This is a genomic window from Clostridiales bacterium (assembly GCA_015243575.1).
Lineage (GTDB): Bacteria > Bacillota > Clostridia > Peptostreptococcales > Anaerovoracaceae > Anoxybacterium > Anoxybacterium hadale.
Genome location: CP042469.1, coordinates 1,401,627 through 1,420,543, shown reverse-complemented (window position 1 = coordinate 1,420,543; position 18,917 = coordinate 1,401,627). Strand labels below are relative to the sequence as shown.

Genomic DNA, 18,917 nt, shown 5'->3' with positions numbered 1-18,917 from the left:
GCACCACGATTCTGACCTCAATTTGCAGCTGCGGGATCAGAAACAGGATAAATCGAAGGAAAAATAAAATTGGCAGAGAGCATAGGCAATAGAAATTACCTTTTCGATAATATAAAGGCGATATTGATTTTTTCAGTGGTGCTTGCCCATTATTTTAGGGCAAGCACTTCTTTTGATATGGAAGATTTAGAAGGAATCGTCTATATCACTTCTTTTTCATATATCATGCAGGCATTTTTCTTTATTTCAGGGTATTTTTCAGGTGATCCGCAGAAGTGCAGGGACAACGCATTTAAAACCTTTCTGTATCCATATCTGATCCTCATGCCGATCATGTTTGGTATTAGATATCTCGTCTTTGGAGATGCGCACTTTGATCTGACGCTGCCGACCATGGCCCTTTGGTATTTGCTGACCTTATTCTTTTACCGATATTTCCTCATTGACCTGATTAAGATAAAAAATATCCTGCTGATCAGCTTTTTTGTTTCGCTGACAGCAGGATTTATACCATTTTTCGATTCCACATTAGCCCTTGGAAGAACTTTAGCATTTCTTCCATTCTTCCTAATGGGATATTATTGTAAAGAGGAGTGGATTGAGAAAATCCGTAGAATACCGAAAGCAGCTTCCATGATGACCTTGGCAATACTGCTTTTCTTCATAGCCGCTCTGACGGTTCTTGAAGCAGTACCTTTGGAAGCATTTCATATGAAGAATTCTTATGGTGCAACAGGTCTCGGTAATCTCGAGGGTGCGGCAATTCGGCTGCTTCTCTCCGCAATTTCTCTCGTATGGATCATAATTTTTATCAATCTTCTCCCTCGAAGAAACACGTTTTTGGCAATGATCGGGCAAAATACCATGACGGTTTATATACTGCATATTATCATTCGTTATTTTGTAAAAGCGTTTGGATTTCCTTTTGACAATAGTGGTGTTTCATTTCTGCTGCTGGCCGTTTTGGCTGTTCTGTCAGTGTGGCTCTTTTCCAGACCTTTAGCAGCAGCACTATATCATCATTTTATGGATAAATTGTATCGGTGGACTGTGGTGATTCCGCGAACTTTAATTCGGCAAATTTTATAATCAGGCTGACTGCACCTTCTATCCCGACAGCAGAGGTGTTGACTGCTAGATCATAATTATCGGCACGGCCCCATTTTTCACCAGAATAATAATTATAGTAGGAAGCACGTTTTTTGTCCGTTTTAATCATAGTTTCCTGTGCTTCTTTTTCAGGAACACCATAGGAACGGATGATCCGATTGATCTTATCCTCGTCTTCTGAATGGATAAACACGGAAAGTGCATAGGGCTCACTACGTAAGATATAATCAGCACATCTGCCTACTATGACGCAAGAACTCTCGGAGGCAAGTTTCTTAATTGTGTTGGATTGAATCAAGAACAACTTATCGTTCATGGGTATTTCATTGAAAACGGGAAGCCGGCTGCCATAAACTCCTGTTGCGCCGGAGGTTGCGGACCAAAAACTTTGAACTGCTTTCTCATCTGCGAAAGCAAAAAGATCTTCATCAATCCCGCTTGCTTCTGCAGCAAAATGGATCAGAGCTTTGTCGTAGAATGGGATTTTTAATTTTTCCGCGAGCATTTCGCCAATTTCTCTGCCTCCGCTGCCAAATTGCCTGGCAATGGTAATAACGACTTTCTTGTTCATTGCACAGCTCCTTTCATGATTCGATCGGGAAATCATCTGTGGAAACGCTGATAAACATCTGCGCACCTTCTATTAAATCAGCGCTTCGCTATGTTTAAAATTATAGCACATATGGTAAATATAATATATAAATTCGGCAAAAATCTGAGGGTGAGGATGAATCAGCCAACCTGGTTTTGAATCATTCAAACAGAGAATGACAGAAATAAAAGATAAAAAAAAGCAAAATAGCTGTGGAGGTTTTTATGACAGATTTAAATCCGGTGTTGCTTGCACTTCTTGGAACCGGGGGAACATTTTTAATGACAGCGCTGGGTGCAGCAGTTGTCTTTTTCTTTCGCAAGGAGATGTCAGCGGACGTTCGAAGATTGTTTTTGGGCTTTGCTGGTGGTGTTATGATTGCAGCTTCCGTTTGGTCTCTTCTCATTCCCGCCATAGAAATGGCAGAAGAGCAAGGGATGATTGGGTGGATTCCTGCCGCAGGGGGGTTTGTAATAGGAGGGCTCTTTCTGCTATTGCTGGATCGTATTTTGCCCCATTTGCACCTCGAAAGCAAGACTCCTGAGGGTCTTCAATCCAGCTGGAAAAGAACAACACTGTTGGTTCTTGCTGTAACGCTTCATAATATTCCAGAGGGCTTGGCTGTAGGGCTGACATTTGGTATGGCTGCCCAGGGCAATTCTACCGTAACAATTGCATCTGCTATCGTTCTTGCAGTAGGTATTGGTCTTCAGAATTTTCCGGAAGGCGCTGCGATTTCATTGCCGTTACGGCAGGAAGGTCTTTCCAGAATGAAGGCGTTTCTTTATGGAGCGGCATCCGGTATCGTGGAGCCCATCGCTGGTGTTGCAGGTGTACTCTTAGTCGGATCTATTGTCGGCATTATGCCGTGGCTATTAGCCATGGCTGCAGGAGCGATGATCTATGTTGTGGTGGAGGAATTGATCCCGGAAGCTTGTCTTGGGGAGCACTCCCATAAAGGAACCTTCGGCGTGATGCTCGGTTTTCTTGTGATGATGATTTTGGATGTGGCGCTAGGTTAGGAGGGGAACTCTGGTTCCTTCTGTGCGCAGGTCAACCTGCAAAACAGAAGGGCTTGCCCGATTGACTATGGAAACAGAAATTACCAAAAATATTGCATTATTTTATAAAACACTGTTGACATTAAAGATCAACAGTGTTAAATTAAAACTAAGAATTAGCACTCACTCGTATCGAGTGCTAACAAATCAAAACAGTGAATCGTAAAATTCTTTGAAATGTGGTGATAAAGATGGATTTGTCGGAAAGAAAACTAAGAATACTGCAAGCGATCGTGGGAGACTTTATCCGTTCTGCTGAACCCATTGGATCCCGTACGCTTTCAAAGAAATATGATATGGGAATCAGCCCGGCAACGATACGAAACGAAATGTCCGATCTGGAAGAGATGGGATTTCTGACACACCCGCACACATCGGCAGGAAGAGTTCCTTCTGACAAGGCGTATCGCCTATATGTCAACAACTTGATGAAACGGTATGAGCTTCCGGAAGAAGAAAAGAAAATCATCGCCGAAAAATTAACCAAGAATGTATCAGAACTGGAAAAGACCATTCAGCATGCAGCCAGCCTGCTGTCGGAACTTACGAATTTGACTTCCTTTGCCATTACACCAAATCAGGAAGCCAATCAGCTGAAATATATCAATTTCCTTCCGGTGGATGATCATACGGTTGTTCTGATGATCGTGACGGAGAGTGGCAAGGTATCCAATACAGCGATTAAACTGAGTAACCCTTATTCAGAAGAGCATCTGACTTTGATGTCAAAGGTGATGACCTTTAACTATAAAGGGAAGACCTTGAGTGATATTTTGACGCTGGACATCATTAAAAATTTCGAAAGCGATATCGAAACTATGGGGAAATTGATGGAAACAATCCGCCCCAATTTTATCAATACACTCGAAAACATGCTGAATGTGGAGTTGTTCATGGATGGGCTCACAAACATCTTTTCGATTCCGGAATACAATGACATCGAAAAAGCCAAAGTATTCCTTGAGATGATCCATCAGAAAAAACACTTTACTGATGTTTTGATTAACCGTGACAACGGAATGATTATTACCATCGGAAATGAGAATAAAGAGGACTATATGCGGGATTGCAGCCTGATTACCGCCACCTATCATATCAATGGACAGATGGTTGGAAAACTAGGCGTAATAGGCCCCACACGGATGAAGTATGACGAGGTTACCTCAATCATTCAATATATTACAGATAATATCAGCCAAACTTTTAAACTAACGGGAGGAGACAAAGAAGATGAGTAAGAAGAAAGCGCCTGAGGATACGGCAGGATTCGAAAGAAAGCCCGGTTCAGAAACTTCTGAAGAGACAATGGACACGGAAGCTTTCGACAAGAATGCTTCGGCCGGGACCGAGGAAGCTGACCAAGCGAATTCAGGGGGAAATCAAACTGGAAATGAGGAGCAGAACAAGGAAGATGAGGAACTGAATACTCGCTACCTTAGACTTGCGGCCGATTTCCAGAATTTTAGAAAAAGAGTGGAAAAAGAGAAGAGCGACATTTATGCATATGCTAACGAGAAGATCGTAGTAGACTTGCTTGATGTAATAGATAATTTTGAAAGAGCTCTGGAACATAGCGAGGGCAGCAGCGACAGCTTTTCGGAAGGTATGAACATGATTTTTAAACAGTTCAAAGGGGTACTGGAGAAGAGCGGCGTTGAAGAAATGACTCCCCATGGGGAGCCATTTGATCCCAACTTTCATCATGCGGTAATTATGGAAAACTCCAGCGAGCATGAAAGCGGGAACATCACACAGGTATTGCAAAAGGGGTATCTGCTGAATAAAAAAGTAATCAGACCTGCTATGGTTAAGGTAGCGGAATAAGCGGTGGAAGAAGCCGCAAAATGAAAATCAAAAGATAGGATTAAAAAATAGGAGGATCATATCATGGGAAAAGTTATAGGAATTGACCTTGGAACAACCAATTCTTGCGTTGCTGTATTAGAAGGCGGCGAACCGGTTGTAATTGCAAATGCAGAAGGAAACAGAACCACACCATCTGTGGTTGGTTTTGCTAAAAATGGAGAGAGACTGGTAGGGGAAACCGCTAAAAGACAGGCGATCACAAACCCTGACAGAACCATCGCATCTATAAAAAGACATATGGGAACAGATCACAAAGTTGAAATAGACGGAAAAGGATATACGCCGCAGGATATCTCCGCAATGATTCTCGCCAAGCTGAAGGCAGATGCGGAAAGCTATCTCGGTGAGAAGATTACAGAAGCGGTTATTACTGTTCCCGCATACTTCACAGACAGCCAGAAACAGGCAACCAAGGATGCCGGAAAAATTGCTGGTCTAGATGTAAAAAGAATTATCAACGAGCCTACTGCTGCATCCCTTGCATACGGCCTTGATAAAGATCATGAACATCACAAGATTCTTGTTTATGACCTTGGTGGTGGTACGTTCGACGTTTCCATTCTTGAACTTGGAGACGGCGTTTTTGAAGTACTTGCCACAAACGGAAACAACAGACTGGGTGGAGATGATTTTGACGAAGCGCTGATGAACTTTATTGCAGATAGCTTTGCGAAGGAAAATGGCGTAGACCTCAGAAAAGACAAAATGGCTCATCAGAGATTAAAGGAAGCGGCTGAAAAGGCAAAGAAAGAGCTCTCCAGCTCACAGACAACCAATATCAATCTGCCTTTCATAACTGTAAATGCAGACGGTCCACTCCACTTAAATATGGATATCACCAGAGCAAAATTTGATCAGTTGACCTCACACCTTGTTGAAAAGACCATTGAGCCTATGAGAAAGGCTATGTCTGATGCAGGTGTAACCAATACAGATCTGGCAAAAGTAATTCTGGTTGGAGGTTCCACGAGAATCCCTGCAGTACAGGATGCTGTTAAGAAAATTACAGGAAAAGACCCATTCAAAGGAATTAACCCTGATGAATGCGTAGCGGTAGGTGCTGCGGTACAGGCCGGCGTTCTCACCGGTGAAGTAAAAGACGTTCTGCTCCTGGATGTTACTCCGCTCTCCCTGTCCATTGAGACTTTAGGCGGAGTTGCAACCAAGCTCATTGAAAGAAATACAACAATTCCTACAAAGAAGAGCCAGATCTTCTCAACCGCTGCAGACAATCAGACTGCCGTTGACATTCACGTAATGCAGGGTGAAAGAGAAATGGCAGCAGGAAATATTACCCTTGGAAGATTCCAGCTTTCCGGTATTCCGCCGGCACCACGTGGAATCCCACAGATCGAAGTTACTTTTGATATTGATGCCAACGGTATCGTAAACGTAAGTGCAAAGGATATGGGAACCGGTAAGGAACAGAGAATTACCATCACATCATCCACGAAGCTTTCCGATGACGATATTAAGCAGAAGATCAAGGAAGCTGAACTGTATGCGGAAGAAGATAAAAAGAAGAAGGAAGAGATCGATATCAGAAACAGGGCGGAAACGCTGGTTTATGAAACCGAAAAATCCTTGAAGGATATTGAAGCAAGCTTAAGCGAAGATGAAAAGGCAAAAATCAACAGCGCGAAAGATGCTCTGTCCAAATCACTGGAAGGCAACAACGTTCAGGAGATCAAAGAGAAGACCGATGCACTGACGGAAGAATTCCACACCATTTCTGCAAAGATGTACCAGCAGGCACAGCAGGCGCAGGGCGGAGCTGGTTTTGATCCCGGAGCAGCAGGTTTCAATCCTGGAAATATGGGCGGAGCGGATGCTGCTGACGATACACAGGCTAGACCGGACAATGTGGTTGATGCGGATTACGAAGTAGTTGATGACAACAAATAAATGAATGATAGCGTTGCTTGCGGCAACAAATAAGTTGACGGCAATCAATAAAATGAAGTATAATTTTGCGGTGCGGTCCTTCGGGAACGTACCGCAAATGTGATTAGATTCTGGGAAACTGCAGATTCAGAAATGACTGATCGATTTTGAGCGGTCGTTTCTGAATTTGTCGCGCAGAACATAGAATAATATATCAACGAGAGCAATTAGGCTTTCGATTCTTAAGAGAGGGTTACAGTGATGGCAGAAAAACGTGATTTTTATGAGGTCCTTGGACTGAACAAGGGAGCGGCGGATGACGAGATAAAAAAGGCATTCCGAAAGAAAGCAATGGAATATCATCCGGACAGAAATCCTGGAGACAAGACCGCAGAAGAAAAATTCAAAGAAGTAAATGAAGCATACAGCATACTTTCTGACCCTCAGAAAAAGGATAAATATGACCGATTCGGCCATGCTGGGGTAGATCCCAATGCTGGCTTCGGAGGCGGCGGTTTCGGAGGCGGTTTTGGAGGTGGCTTTGAAGACATTTTCGGCGATCTGTTTGGCGGAATGTTTGGAGGAGGCTTTAGTCAAGGCGGTGCCAGAAGAAGAAACGGACCGAGAAAGGGTCAGGATTTACAGAAAAATATCAGCATTGCATTTGAAGAAGCTGCTTTCGGAGCAAAAAAGCAAATTCAAATTAATAAATATGTTGAATGTGAGACCTGCGGTGGAAGCGGCGCTGCGCAAGGCTCGGAAAAGGTAACTTGTTCCAAGTGCAACGGCAGCGGCGAAGTTCGCACCACACAAAGGACCCCATTCGGACAGTTTACCAACGTATCCGCATGTGATAAGTGCGGCGGGACAGGAGAGACCATCGAGAATCCCTGCCCAAGCTGCAGCGGGTCCGGTAAGGTCAGAAAGACCGTTACCATTTCCGTGGAGATTCCTGCCGGAGTTGATAACGATTCGGTAATCTCCATCAAAGGCCAAGGAGAGCCGGGCAGCAACGGAGGTCCAAACGGCGACCTTTATGTGGTCATTGGTGTCCAGCCTCATCAGTTGTTCACAAGAAAAGGTACGGATTTGTGGCTTGATCTGCCGATTACCTTTACACAGGCGGCTCTTGGGGATGACATCATCGTTCCTACCTTAAAAGAAAAGGTATCCTATAAGATCCCTGCCGGTACGCAGCCGGAAACGGTGTTCAGGCTGAAGGGCAAGGGAATTAAATCTTTAAGAACTTCAAAGGTTGGGGATCTTTATGTTAAGGTGACTCTTGAAGTTCCAACAAAACTAACAAGCGAACAAAAGAAGCTGATCAGCAAGTTTGGAGAATCACTGAATACGGAAGGATGTTACTCCAAAAAGAAAAAGTTTGCAGATGCGATGAAGGAGATCTTTAAAGGATCATGAAGTATATTGAAGTAAAAATAAAGACGTCGCAGGAAAATCTTGACCCGCTGACCTGTATCCTCATGGATATGGGGATAGCGGGTTTTGCTGTAGAAGATCCACAGGATTTTCAGGCGCTGATGGAGAAGAAGAACTCTTATGACTGGGACTATATCGACGAAAGTCTGATGAATTATGAAAGTATGGAAGCTGGCATCACCTTTTATCTGGATGATACGGAGGATGGAAGAGAAACGTTAAACCAGCTGGAAGTGTTATGGAAAGACGGTTTAATGGTACAAGGAGCGTCGAGGAATGCTGATTCCTCAATTCTGGATGAACTAGACGGCGCGCAGAATCTAGAGAAGCTTGAAAGTAGACCTGTTCCTGCAGCCAAAATGAGCTGGGCAGTAGTGGATGATTCCGATTGGAGGGATAACTGGAAAGAGTACTTTAAGCCAGCGAAACTCACGGATCGTATTGTAATCAAACCAAGTTGGGAGGATTACACAGCAGAACAAGATGAACTTGTGATAGAAATTGATCCCGGTATGGCGTTTGGTACCGGCACTCATCCAACCACATCACTTTGCATCAAACTCCTTGAAAAATACCTAGAGGCAGACCAGGATTCGATCATAGATGTTGGCTGCGGATCTGGTATCCTGTCCATAGCGGCTGCTCTGCTGGGAGCGAAGGATATTGCAGCGGTGGATATTGACCCCATAGCAGTGGAAGTAACAAAAGAAAACGTGGAATTGAATGGCGTCTCATCAAAGGTGCGTGTTTACGAAGGCGACCTGACCAAGGGGCTAAATGAAAAGGCTGAAATTGTGGTGGCAAACCTGATGGCAGATCTTGTGATGATGCTGTCCAAAGATGTTGCAGCCCATTTGACAGGGAAAGCCGTTTATATCTCCTCCGGAATCCTGATCGAAAAGAAGCAGATTGTAGCGGAAGCCATTGAAGCCTGCGGCTTCCGGATTTTAGAAATTTTAGAGGAAGGGGAATGGTGCGCCATAGCGGCTCGTTATCTTTCATAAATAAGGCATGATACGAAGCGTTCGTTTTCTGAATTTGTGCCTGTTTCTATGAACTTACTGAGCTGAAATATATTGCGTAAGGCGGTTAAAGTATGAGTAAATTTTTTGTAGATGCAGGAAGTATCGCAGGTGGAAGCATCCGAATCACAAATTCGGATGATCGAAAACATATCCAAAAGGTTCTACGTCTTGGAACAGGGGATCTGCTGACTATTTCAGATACCGTTGAGTTTGAATATGAGACGGAAATTATTTCAATTGAGAAGGATTTCATTGAGGCACGAATTTTAGACAAGCAGAAGTTTGCCCGGGAGCCGAAACTTCAGGTTACCTTGTTTCAGGGAATTCCCAAGCAGGGGAAAATGGAAACCATCATTCAAAAAAATATTGAGTTGGGAGTATATGCTGTCGTACCCGTTTTTACCGACCGAACCGTGGTGGTGGACAACGGTAGTTTTTCTAATAAAATACAACGTTGGCAGAAGATTGCCGATGAAGCCGTAAAACAGTGCAAACGGGGGCTCATCCCTGAAATTCAACAGGCAATGACGTTTAAGGAAATGATTAATAGCCTGAATCAGTACGAACTTATCGTATTTCCTTATGAAAATGAACAGGACTACTCGATAAAAGACTACTTGAAAGGCATTGAAAAAAAGCCGCTCAATGCAGCTTTGATCATCGGACCTGAGGGTGGATTCTCTGATAAGGAAGCCAAGGCACTGTTGGATCTGGGAGCGAAAAGCGTGACCCTGGGAAAGACCATTCTGAGGACAGAAACTGCAGGGATGGCAGCTATGGCTATGTTAATGTATGAACTAGAACTATGAGCAGCTGCTTATTGCTCAGCCTGATTGTCCTGAGGTTCGTTCTCAGCTTGTTTTTCTAACGGCGGTGCAATCGATTTAAAAAATTGAGCACTGGATTCCTCTGGCGAACGGCAAACTCTCTTTAAATAAAATAGAGAGTCGGGATCCCGTGTAATATAATTCAAGCCTTCAGCACAACTTAATGTTGCACGAAAACCCATGTTTTTTAGAATTTCCTTGGAACTCTTACTGATATAGCCATAAGGATAAGTAAAGGTTGTGGGCATCAGACCTGTTGTATCATATAGCATTTGCTGCATTTTTCCTACATCCTCTTCCAGAACATGCCGATAAGAATCAAGGCTTTCTCCTTGCTTTTGCATTGCTCCTTTGCGGCTTCCGTCATTGTCATGAAGATCATAGGAGTGGTTTTGTATTTCAATATAACCGGAGGCGCTCAGTTCTTTGATATCCTCCCAGGTCATATATGCGTAATACGCATTCTCATCTTGGATTACGCTGTATTTATCTGCTAGATCACCGATCACGGAAAATACGGCCTTCATGTTATATTCTCTAAGCAGCGGGTAAGCATAAAGATAATTGTTAAAGAATCCATCGTCAAAGGTGATCAATACCGGCCGCTCCGGGAGCGGGGTGCCATTGTCGACATAATCAATCAAATCTTTCATGACAACTGGTGTGTACTGATTTTCCTGCAGATATTGAAGATCCTTTTCAAACTGCTTTGGGCTGATGAAGAACTTGTTTTGATACTTACTTATTCTAGTAAGCCCATGATACATTACAACGGGCAGGGGAATGCTGCCTTCCGGTGCGGCTGATGAGAACAAGGCTGTCTGATTACTTTTTGTGCTGTCTTTTAGATTCTCCATTTGGAGAAAATAGCTCGGCTCAGTGAAGTCAAATTTTCGATAGAATTCTTTTGTTTCCTCATTTTTATATACGGCACATTTGTTTTTCAGCAATAATTTACTGATGGAATACATATCGATCCAGATCTGATTGGGACTGTCTTTTTTACTTTCATCGAAGATCAGCTGCATCCCAACATGAAGATGAGGTGTATCAATATTGTTCACATTTTCTTTAATGCTGTAGCCGGTTCTGCCTGAATAGCCGATGACATCACCGGCTTTAACGGCTTTTCCTACATAAAGGTCGGCTGTATAGGGACGATCCTTTCGAAGATGCGCATAGTAATAGTAACGCTTTTTGTCAAAACTCCGAATCCCGATTCTCCACCCTCCGTACTGATTCCAGCCGATGGCCTCTACGATGCCGCTTTCGATTGCTATAATGGGCGTCCCCGTGCCTATCATCAAGTCGTGACCAAAATGCTTTCTGTTATATCCATAACTTCTGCCAGCGCCAAAGTCATCAAAATCTGAGTACCAGTAACCATCAGGAATAGGAGAAAAGGCTTTCAGCCCGTACTTTGTCTCCCAGACCACATCACCGCCGGTTTTAGAATCTACAGGGATTTGAACCATGAATTCACCCAAAAAACCGCCCAATGTTGCTGTGTATGCTTCCTTATAATAATCATACATCTTCATTTCTGCGGTAATGGTATCAATGGATTCTCCTTCGTTCAGCCGCTTGATCAGATCATCCAGATCTTTTTGTTTATAATACTTGAAGTTTCCGCCGTATTTAGCGCCTAGATAGGCGAGGAGCTCTGTCCATTTCAGATGAATTTCTGTTTCATAAGACTCGATATCAAGATACATGGTTTTTTCAAGCACCTTATAAGGAACGTCAAAGTCAACCCATTTTATGGAACTATCAGACTCCGGGAGAGATACAGGAAATCCATCAGGAATAATTTGTATGAAAAACAGGACTGCTGCCGCTGCTATGACAACGACGGTCAAGAGCATCAGCTTCATCAATCTGGGATGCAGATATCTGAAGAGCATCAATCTTTTTTTGTTCAATTTCAATGCACCTACCCCCTGGACAACAGGATACTATTATAAGATATAGATATGCGGCAGTGCTTTGAATTATGATTTCCTTAAATCATAGCTTCTTTAGAGGGATTGAAAGAAAAAGGGCCTAATAAACCCGATGCTCCGCTGGAACGTTCGTTTTTATTAAGTCCTAATTCTTTCGTTCAATCTGATGAAACACTGTTTAATTGCGTATGCGCAAATGATTGGAAATATATTTTTCCCCTAGAATTAAATTCTAAAATTGTTCATCGCCAAATACGACTCTCCCGTTGAAAATGGTAGTCAGCACTTGTGTCTTATCAATATTCAGCGGATTTACTTTGAAAATATCCTGATCGATTACAATCAGATCTGCAAATTTACCTGCTTCAAGTGAACCTGCGGTTTTCTCGCGATAAAGCTGGTATGCACCATTAATTGTATAAGCTTTTACCATATCTTTAACGGTTACACGCTCTGCAGGATTTAACAGCCAAGTAGGATCATCCTTGTTCGTGATATCCTTAACCCCATAGTATTCCGCATTGTTTAAATTCCTTGTAACATCTGCTTCTATGGCCCAGAAAGGGTTGTTGATTGGAGATACGGGATGGTCGCCGGAAGCCGTGAGAAGCACTCCGTTATCAAGAAGGGATTTGACAGGATACTCACGGTAAGCCCGATCTTCTCCAAGTGCGACCTTATCGACAACTTCCCACCATTCCGGTTCCTTGAGATGCCAATAAGGCTGCAACGCCGCGATGACTTCCAGTTTGCCCATCCTGACTTTTTCCGCATCGTCTACAACCTGAAGATGGGTAATCACGTTTCTGTTATCGATGGAGGGATTCGCGTTCTGAGCATATTCCATAGAATCAAGAACCAACCTTGTGGAAGCATCACCAATAGAGTGAACATGGATCTGGAAGCCTGCTTTCATAATTTTATCGAAGTACTGGTCAAGCTGCTCGGGATCCCAATAAAATTCTGCGCGATAATCTGGATCAAGGCCGGCAGCGGGATCGTAAGGCTTCAGCAGATATGCAGTCATACCCTCAACGACACCATCGGCAAATACTTTCGCGGTCGTTACATCGATTAAATCGGAGTCCAGACGACTGCGCAGATCAATCAAAGACTTCAATTGCGGTTCGAATGGCTCGGAGGGTGATATCTCACCTGCCAGATTGACTCGGTATGTCAAATTTCCACTCTGTTCCAACTCCTGATACCGTTCCAGATCCACCATTGTAGGGGCAATGGACATGACGCTGGTGTATCCCCAACCATTCATTGTATGGACAAATGCAGCGAGGGCTTCCTTCTGCTGCTCCTTTGTATAGGTTTGGGACATTGTGATCAGGGAACTTGCATCCGTTATAGAGCCCCAGAGCTCTCCAGTGGCGGGATCCTTCTGAATTAAGCCTCCTGCCGGATTTGGTGTATCCTTTGTGATGCCATTCATTTCCAATGCTTTGGAATTCAACCATTTGTTGTGTCCGTCATTTGAGGTCAGGATGATTGGTTTGTCTGCACAGATCTCGTCCAGCCATTCTTTCTTTGGCCCTTTGGCATCTCCAGCCATTCCAACAGTGTACCCGGTTCCCCAGTATTCCTGAAGATTAGGATTGGCATCGATAAATGCTTTGATATCTGCCAGCGTCTGTTCTTTCGTAATCGATTCATAGAGATAGATGTCGAACAGTTCTGTGAGCTTTGTTCCGGGGGCATGAGCATGGGCATCAATAAAACCTGGCAGCACAGTTTTTCCTTTCAAATCGATTACTTTTGTGTTGCTGCCCTGATAAGCTGCTGCGCCCGCGTTGCTTCCAACAAAAGCGATCTTGCCGTCCTTAATCGCAATGGCTTCTGCAACGGAATCAGCGGAGTCAATGGTATAAATGACCCCGCTTTTTAAGATACTGTCCGCAGCTTTGTCCGCGCTTACCGCAGGGGCAGGGGGGACTAGAGGCATCTTTTGCGATGGGTGACGGAGCAATTTCTTTGGGTATGCTGGGGATTTGAAGTAGCTGACCTGAGTAAATCAGGTTTGGATCCTTCAATTGATTGAATTTTGCAAGCTCCTGATAGGACAGCTCATATTTCTCTGCGATTTTCCAGAGAACATCTCCCTGCTGAACCGTATAGGAATTTGCTCCAAAGGCAAACCCAAAACTGCTGATGATAAGTACGGATACTAGTAAAACCGAGATTGCTATTCTTCTTTTCATGTCTTAACCTCCCTTTCAATTAAGTCCTTCCCTATAGCACTGATTTCTGGCAGAGAACCTGCTGCTCAGTGTCTTTAAAATAGATTTTAGCACGAGATGAATATTTTAACAATTCGAAATATTCTCAAAATCTCTAAGCTACATTGAAAAGGATTACAGCTAATCCCTGATAATCAGGCTGCAATTAATATGTTCTCACCCTTTGAATCACTGATTGTCGAAAATTGATTTCCTTGAGAATCTGCGGAATTGGATTTACAGAAAAAAAAGAAACTGCTACAATAAAGGATAAGTATGCTGACCGGTCGGCGTCAGCAGGAAATTGGAATCTTCAATTACGCTTTGAATTCCGTCATTTCCACTTTTTTTATTAGGAGGGATAAAATGATATCAAATAAAATGAAAACCCTTTTGGTTGGCAGCTCTGCCATCCGAGCAATGTTTGAAGAAGGGAAACGACTGGCTGCCATATATGGTGAAGAAAATGTATGTGATTTCAGTCTGGGAAATCCCAACCTTCCGCCTCCGGAATCAGTAAAAAAAGCAATCATCGATGTTCTGGATGAGGACGAACCCACATTGGTGCACGGTTATATGAATAATTCCGGATACGAAGATGTTCGAGCAAAGGTTGCAGAGTCTATTAACAAGCGATTCGGAACCTCCTTTGCAGAAAAAAATATTGTCATGTCTGTTGGTGCGGCTGGAGGACTCAATGTTATCCTGAAAACCCTGATCAACCCTGGCGATGAAATTATAACATTTGCTCCGTTCTTTGGAGAGTATAGAAATTATGCTTCCAATTTTGATGCACAGCTCATCGTTGTCCCAGCATCGATACCGGATTTTCAATTAAATTTAGAAGAATTTGAAGCACGTATTACACCGAAGACAAAGGCGGTCATCATCAATAATCCTAATAATCCTACCGGTGTTGTATATCCTGTGGAGACGATTATTGGTCTTGCGGAAATATTAAGGAAGAAACAAAAAGAACTTGGAAATGATATTTATATCATCTCAGATGAACCATACCGTGAACTGGTCTACGGAGATGTGGAAGTTCCTTATATCACCAAATATTATGATAACACGATTGTGGGGTACTCCTTTAGCAAATCGCTGTCTTTGCCTGGCGAACGAATCGGATATCTGGTGATTCCCGATGAAGCAGCGGATTCAGAAGACCTCATCGGAGCAGCAAATGTTGCAACCAGAATTCTTGGTTATGTCAGCGCACCGTCACTGATTCAAAGAGCGGTAGCAAAGTGCCTTGATGAAAAAGCAGATATCAATTTTTATGATAAAAATCGTCAGATGCTTTATAACGGTCTAACGGAAGCAGGGCTTGAGTGTATTTATCCTGATGGTGCATTTTATCTTTGGGTAAAATCGCCGCTGGAAAGTGAATTTGAGTTTGTCAATATGGCGAAGGAGCATCAGCTTCTCATCGTTCCGGGTACTTCCTTTGGCTGTCCCGGTTACGTAAGGCTTGTATATTGTGTATCGCCTAAGACCATCGAAACAGCACTTCCAAAATTCAAAGCACTGATGGAAGAGTTGAAAAAGCATTGAAACAAGATTGAAAAGACACTGATCGGAAGAATAAAGGAGCATTAATTTCAGTAATCTCTGAATAATTTAGGCGCACATCTGTGCGCCTTTTCATAAATCAGTGTCTCTGTTAAGAAAGGGAATAAAGAATGAAAATTGCGTTTCACACGCTGGGCTGTAAAGTAAATCAATACGAAACGCAGGCGTTGAAGGAAAAATTTCAAAATAGAGGGTATGAGATCGTCGCTGAAGATGATTTCGCCGATGTCTATGTCATCAATACCTGCACGGTAACCGGCTTGTCGGACCGAAAGTCAAGACAATACATTCGAAGGGCTAAAAAAATCAATCCAGATAGTATAACGGCGGTGATCGGCTGTTATGCGCAAGTGAGCCCAGAGGAGGCCAAAAACATAGCAGGTGTGAATATCGTAGCAGGAACAAATGAAAAAAATAAATTGCCGGAATATATCGAAGCATATGTGAGAGAAAATGGTGTGGAAAGCCATATCCGGGAATGGGATGAGCTCACAGAATTTGAGGACACAGGAATCATAACTTCCATGGACTCACGAACCAGAGCCTTCATTAAGGTTCAGGAGGGATGCAACCGGTTCTGCTCTTATTGCATAATTCCATACGCCAGAGGCTCCGTGAGAAGCAGAGCTGTTCCTCATGTGGTTGCAGAAGCAAAGAGCCTGATTGCCCAGGGATTTAAAGAGCTTGTGCTCACAGGCATCAATACCGCACTTTACGGTATGGAAAAAGATTTCAGTGATTTGGTTACTGAAAAAGTATCAGAAACCGGTGATAATGATAAAGAGAAGGAATCAATTTACGGTATTGAGATCCTGATAAGAGAGCTCAATAGACTTGACGGTGATTTTCGAATTCGGATTGGTTCTTTGGAGCCCAATGTAATTGATGCAGATTACGCTTGCAGGCTGCTGCAATATGAAAAGCTTTGTCCCCATCTACATCTGTCACTTCAAAGCGGAAGCGACAGAATCCTGAAGGAGATGAATCGAAGCTATACGCAGGAACAATATCTAAAGCTTGTGAAGCGCCTCAGAGACCACGATCCAGGGTTCGGTGTGACCACGGATATTATTGTAGGGTTCCCAGGTGAGACGGAAATGGACTTCGAGGATAGCTGCAGTATCGTTGAGTTGGCTGAACTTTCGAAGGTGCATGTTTTCAAGTACTCAAAACGAGAAGGTACAAAAGCAGCCCAAATGAAAGGTCATATTTCCCCTGAGACCAAATCAAGGCGAAGCGATGCACTGCATAAGCTTTCGGAGAAGGCAGCAGAGGCTTTCTGCAAAAAAAACTTAGGTACTGTAAGAAGAGTCCTTCTGGAGCAATATGATGAGAATACTGGATTGCTGGAAGGCCTGTCTGACAACTACATTAAAGTATATTGTCAGGGAGATGAAACCCTTTGTAATGTATTTGTAAAGGTGGAACTTACGGAACTATACCGCGACGGGATAAAAGGTGTTCTAATGCACAGCTGATGGTAATGGCATTGGCTGCGAGCAGTAACGAAAAGGTGAAACATGGACGTTCCTGAAGTGGGTACGTCCAGCGAAATGGAGGTATTGTGTGAATAAGAGATTATTTTTTTTCGTCGTTCTATTAATGAGCATTGCTCTGTTGTTTGGCTGCGGAAATAAGCCTGACAAAGGGGATCAGATTATCCCGCCTACGCAGGAGCAGGGGAGCGGTAAAGATGCCTCAGCGGGTCTGACCAGCTTTAAAACAACGGATATCTACGGTGAGGAACAAACCCAGGAGATCTTCAGCGGATATGACCTTACACTGGTCAATGTATGGGGCACCTTCTGCAAACCATGCCTCAACGAGATGCCCGATTTAGGGGAACTCCAAAAGGAATACGAGCCAACGGGTGTTAACATTGTCGGAATTGTAATAGATGTTCAGGACAATGATATGCAGGTAATTGAAGACCAAAAAACGTTGGCGCAAGAGATTGTGAGTACAACAGGTGCGGGATACCCGCATTTGCTGATTTCTGAGGAAATGATTGAACCGGTGCTGAGTCAGTTTGATGCCATTCCCGCCAGCTTTTTTGTTGATGGTGACGGCAATATTGTAAGCGAGTTTTATATTGGATCGAAAAGCAAGGATGAATGGAAATCACTGATTGATAAAATGCATTCAAATTAGAACTAAGTAATGATGAGGCTCTGCCTCAAAATATGTGCAGTAAGGTGATCTATTCGTTGCGCCTCTAGAAATTTATGAGTAAAACTCTAGATGGGAGGACTGAAATGAAACGTAGATTGGCGAGATTCTTTCCTCCGCTGCTTGCAGCTGCGGGGGCAGTCTTTATGATTACTGGAATCTATCGGGGTGAAATCGCTGTGGTACTAAGGAAAGCCATCAATATATGTCTGGAGTGTATCGGAATTGGCTAACGTTATGAAACGGAGCTTCCGGATCATTTCGGCTGGAAAAGAACGTCTCCGTATATGGGTTCAGATTGTATTTACAGCGGCAACCAATGGATACTGGAAGGGGTTCTATGAGGGAAGAATCTATACCGGACCCTCTAAATCTCTATGCCTTCCGGGTCTAAATTGCTATTCGTGTCCCGGAGCCTTAGGTTCCTGCCCCATTGGATCTCTTCAGGCGGTGTTGGCTTCCCGTAATTTCACCTTTTCGTTCTATCTGACCGGATTTTTTCTGTTGGTTGGTTCGCTGATAGGCAGAATTGTATGTGGCTGGCTCTGCCCGTTTGGTTTGATACAAGACTTATTGCATCGCATTCCTTTTGTGAAAAAAATAAAAAGAGTACCGGGCGACAGAACGCTGCGCTATGCGAAATATGGGATTCTGCTGATCTTTGTCATTTTGCTGCCAATGTTTGTTGTAGATATTGTGGGGCAGGGGGAACCTTGGTTTTGCAAATGGATTTGTCCTTCGGGAACCTTGATGGCCGGCTGGCCGCTCGTTTTTAGGAATGATGGAATAAGACAGGCTGCAGGGCTGTTGTTCTTATGGAAAAATGGAATTTTGCTGCTTTTAATCCTTCTTTCAATGATGATTTACCGCCCCTTTTGCAAGTATGTTTGCCCCCTAGGGGCAATCTACGGTTTCTTTAATAAAATATCTCTTTATCGTTTGAGAATTGACCGCTCAAGATGTGTACATTGTCACGCCTGTACGAGGTCGTGCAAAATGAATATCAATGTGGAAGCAAATCCCAACAGTATGGAATGCATCCGCTGCGGCAGCTGTATATCGGCATGCGGACAAAAAGCACTTTCTATCCGCGCGGAACGTAATGATTCATTGCTAAAATGAAGTCTTTTGTTGCAGACTCGCCTGTATCATTTGAAAAATCATGAATTTCCAAATGATGCTATTCTTTTGGACAAAAATGTG

General features: G+C 43.4%; 16 protein-coding genes and 1 pseudogene. 13 read left to right on the top strand and 4 right to left on the bottom strand.

The genetic code is table 11. The annotated features are described in order from the left end of the window. Positions 1-51 precede the first annotated feature (51 nt). Entirely contained in the window at positions 52-1,089 is a 1,038-nt protein-coding gene (locus FRZ06_06195) for an acyltransferase family protein (GenBank protein ID QOX62959.1), read from the top strand. Here the strand turns inward: FRZ06_06195 and FRZ06_06190 are convergent. Continuing rightward, a complete protein-coding gene (locus tag FRZ06_06190) occupies positions 1,025-1,681 on the bottom strand; it encodes a cytidylate kinase-like family protein (protein ID QOX62958.1) in 657 nt (218 codons plus the stop codon). The two genes, FRZ06_06195 and FRZ06_06190, sit on opposite strands and share 65 nt — an antisense overlap. Before the next feature lie 245 nt (positions 1,682-1,926). Here FRZ06_06190 and FRZ06_06185 point away from each other — a divergent pair, with 245 nt between their 5' ends. The 7 genes from FRZ06_06185 to FRZ06_06155 all read left to right on the top strand — a co-directional run bounded on the left by FRZ06_06185 (position 1,927) and on the right by FRZ06_06155 (position 9,784). Then, on the top strand, positions 1,927-2,724 hold the full coding sequence (locus tag FRZ06_06185; GenBank protein ID QOX62957.1) for a ZIP family metal transporter: 798 nt from the start codon (positions 1,927-1,929) through the stop codon (positions 2,722-2,724). Between the two features lie 230 nt (positions 2,725-2,954). Beyond that, entirely contained in the window at positions 2,955-4,001 is a 1,047-nt protein-coding gene (gene hrcA, locus FRZ06_06180) for a heat-inducible transcription repressor HrcA (GenBank protein QOX62956.1), read from the top strand. Further along, on the top strand, positions 3,994-4,587 hold the full coding sequence (gene grpE / locus FRZ06_06175; GenBank protein ID QOX62955.1) for a nucleotide exchange factor GrpE: 594 nt from the start codon (positions 3,994-3,996) through the stop codon (positions 4,585-4,587). Before hrcA ends, grpE begins: the two co-directional genes overlap by 8 nt. A gap of 63 nt (positions 4,588-4,650) precedes the next feature. Beyond that, entirely contained in the window at positions 4,651-6,534 is a 1,884-nt protein-coding gene (gene dnaK, locus FRZ06_06170; protein QOX62954.1) for a molecular chaperone DnaK, read from the top strand. Positions 6,535-6,774: 240 nt separating this feature from the next. Next, positions 6,775-7,932, top strand: coding sequence for a molecular chaperone DnaJ (dnaJ, locus tag FRZ06_06165; GenBank protein QOX62953.1), 1,158 nt, complete (start codon positions 6,775-6,777; stop codon positions 7,930-7,932). Next, on the top strand, positions 7,929-8,954 hold the full coding sequence (locus FRZ06_06160) for a 50S ribosomal protein L11 methyltransferase (protein ID QOX62952.1): 1,026 nt from the start codon (positions 7,929-7,931) through the stop codon (positions 8,952-8,954). Before dnaJ ends, FRZ06_06160 begins: the two co-directional genes overlap by 4 nt. 92 nt (positions 8,955-9,046) lie before the next feature. Further along, positions 9,047-9,784 carry a 16S rRNA (uracil(1498)-N(3))-methyltransferase gene (locus tag FRZ06_06155; GenBank protein QOX62951.1) on the top strand — a complete coding sequence of 246 codons (738 nt, stop codon included), beginning with the start codon at positions 9,047-9,049 and terminating at the stop codon, positions 9,782-9,784. Between the two features lie 887 nt (positions 9,785-10,671). Here the strand turns inward: FRZ06_06155 and FRZ06_06150 are convergent. From FRZ06_06150 to FRZ06_06140, 3 genes and pseudogenes are all read right to left on the bottom strand, one after another. After that, positions 10,672-11,676 (bottom strand): annotated as a pseudogene (locus FRZ06_06150) (M23 family metallopeptidase). 301 nt (positions 11,677-11,977) lie between these two features. After that, positions 11,978-13,696: an amidohydrolase gene (locus FRZ06_06145; GenBank protein ID QOX62950.1), complete on the bottom strand. Its 1,719-nt coding sequence runs from the start codon at positions 13,694-13,696 to the stop codon at positions 11,978-11,980. Further along, positions 13,611-13,952, bottom strand: a complete 342-nt coding sequence (locus FRZ06_06140) for a LysM peptidoglycan-binding domain-containing protein (GenBank protein QOX62949.1) — start codon at positions 13,950-13,952, stop codon at positions 13,611-13,613. The genes FRZ06_06145 and FRZ06_06140 overlap by 86 nt, the downstream gene beginning before the upstream one ends. A 384-nt stretch (positions 13,953-14,336) precedes the next feature. On the opposite strand from FRZ06_06140, the gene FRZ06_06135 reads away from it, so the two are divergent. The 5 genes from FRZ06_06135 (at position 14,337) to FRZ06_06115 (ending at position 18,836) form a co-directional block, all read left to right on the top strand. Further along, positions 14,337-15,527: a pyridoxal phosphate-dependent aminotransferase gene (locus FRZ06_06135; GenBank protein ID QOX62948.1), complete on the top strand. Its 1,191-nt coding sequence runs from the start codon at positions 14,337-14,339 to the stop codon at positions 15,525-15,527. 128 nt (positions 15,528-15,655) lie between these two features. Then, positions 15,656-17,023 carry a MiaB/RimO family radical SAM methylthiotransferase gene (locus FRZ06_06130; protein QOX62947.1) on the top strand — a complete coding sequence of 456 codons (1,368 nt, stop codon included), beginning with the start codon at positions 15,656-15,658 and terminating at the stop codon, positions 17,021-17,023. A gap of 88 nt (positions 17,024-17,111) precedes the next feature. Next, a complete protein-coding gene (locus FRZ06_06125; GenBank protein ID QOX62946.1) occupies positions 17,112-17,696 on the top strand; it encodes a TlpA family protein disulfide reductase in 585 nt (194 codons plus the stop codon). 104 nt (positions 17,697-17,800) lie between these two features. Beyond that, positions 17,801-17,947 carry a thioredoxin gene (locus tag FRZ06_06120; GenBank protein ID QOX62945.1) on the top strand — a complete coding sequence of 49 codons (147 nt, stop codon included), beginning with the start codon at positions 17,801-17,803 and terminating at the stop codon, positions 17,945-17,947. Between the two features lie 4 nt (positions 17,948-17,951). Further along, positions 17,952-18,836 carry a 4Fe-4S binding protein gene (locus FRZ06_06115; GenBank protein QOX65859.1) on the top strand — a complete coding sequence of 295 codons (885 nt, stop codon included), beginning with the start codon at positions 17,952-17,954 and terminating at the stop codon, positions 18,834-18,836. Positions 18,837-18,917 lie beyond the last annotated feature (81 nt).

What these genes read in the sequence shown, in the direction of transcription:
- FRZ06_06185 (QOX62957.1), top strand. Translation starts at nt 1,927, where the DNA reads ATGACAGATTTAAATCCGGTGTTGCTTGCACTTCTTGGAACCGGGGGA.
- FRZ06_06115 (QOX65859.1), top strand. Translation starts at nt 17,952, where the DNA reads ATGAAACGGAGCTTCCGGATCATTTCGGCTGGAAAAGAACGTCTCCGT.
- FRZ06_06135 (QOX62948.1), top strand. Translation starts at nt 14,337, where the DNA reads ATGATATCAAATAAAATGAAAACCCTTTTGGTTGGCAGCTCTGCCATC.
- dnaJ (QOX62953.1), top strand. Translation starts at nt 6,775, where the DNA reads ATGGCAGAAAAACGTGATTTTTATGAGGTCCTTGGACTGAACAAGGGA.
- hrcA (QOX62956.1), top strand. Translation starts at nt 2,955, where the DNA reads ATGGATTTGTCGGAAAGAAAACTAAGAATACTGCAAGCGATCGTGGGA.
- FRZ06_06130 (QOX62947.1), top strand. Translation starts at nt 15,656, where the DNA reads ATGAAAATTGCGTTTCACACGCTGGGCTGTAAAGTAAATCAATACGAA.
- FRZ06_06155 (QOX62951.1), top strand. Translation starts at nt 9,047, where the DNA reads ATGAGTAAATTTTTTGTAGATGCAGGAAGTATCGCAGGTGGAAGCATC.
- FRZ06_06190 (QOX62958.1), bottom strand. Translation starts at nt 1,681, where the DNA reads ATGAACAAGAAAGTCGTTATTACCATTGCCAGGCAATTTGGCAGCGGA.
- FRZ06_06160 (QOX62952.1), top strand. Translation starts at nt 7,929, where the DNA reads ATGAAGTATATTGAAGTAAAAATAAAGACGTCGCAGGAAAATCTTGAC.
- grpE (QOX62955.1), top strand. Translation starts at nt 3,994, where the DNA reads ATGAGTAAGAAGAAAGCGCCTGAGGATACGGCAGGATTCGAAAGAAAG.
- dnaK (QOX62954.1), top strand. Translation starts at nt 4,651, where the DNA reads ATGGGAAAAGTTATAGGAATTGACCTTGGAACAACCAATTCTTGCGTT.
- FRZ06_06120 (QOX62945.1), top strand. Translation starts at nt 17,801, where the DNA reads ATGAAACGTAGATTGGCGAGATTCTTTCCTCCGCTGCTTGCAGCTGCG.
- FRZ06_06145 (QOX62950.1), bottom strand. Translation starts at nt 13,696, where the DNA reads ATGCCTCTAGTCCCCCCTGCCCCTGCGGTAAGCGCGGACAAAGCTGCG.
- FRZ06_06140 (QOX62949.1), bottom strand. Translation starts at nt 13,952, where the DNA reads ATGAAAAGAAGAATAGCAATCTCGGTTTTACTAGTATCCGTACTTATC.